The sequence below is a fragment of the Lactobacillus sp. ESL0679 genome, from assembly GCF_029433515.1.
In the GTDB taxonomy this organism is placed as follows: domain Bacteria; phylum Bacillota; class Bacilli; order Lactobacillales; family Lactobacillaceae; genus Lactobacillus.
Map to the genome: position 1 here is coordinate 1 of NZ_JAQTIG010000018.1, position 453 is coordinate 453.

The 453-nt window shown below is 36.6% G+C and carries 1 protein-coding gene; it reads left to right on the forward strand.

Going from position 1 to position 453, the window contains the following annotated elements:
• Positions 1-29 precede the first annotated feature (29 nt).
• Positions 30-413, forward strand: coding sequence for a phage holin, LLH family (locus PT287_RS10015; protein ID WP_277134669.1), 384 nt, complete (start codon positions 30-32; stop codon positions 411-413).
• Positions 414-453: the final 40 nt, after the last annotated feature.

The following is a 453-nucleotide window of genomic DNA, read 5'->3' on the forward strand; positions in this document are numbered from 1 at the left end:
GAAGCTGCTAAAAGAAAAGAGTGATTATAATGAATAACTTAACCGATATTTTACAATTGTTAAGTACCCTGTCTGTAATTATTGCTTTTCTGTTTGTAGGACTATACCCCTACATTCAAGAGCATAATAAACCTTTAGCTAGTAAGTTAGACCTATGGTATCAAATTGCCCAAGTCTTGGTTAATAATGAGGCAACTAAAACTAAAAAGGCTGGAGCTGAAAAGAAACAAGCAGCGACAGATACATTAGTTAAACAGGCACAACAATTAAATGTACCATTAGAACAAAATGTAGCGGCTGGATTAATTCAAACAGCGTATGACCAACAGAATAGTGAGAATACCAATCCAAGCTTACCTGATACGATGGGTTTTGTTCCTGATGATTCGCAGATTAAGTCAGGTCGTGATTAGATGTTAAACGGTGTAGACTTGGCAAGCCCCTATCAAACAG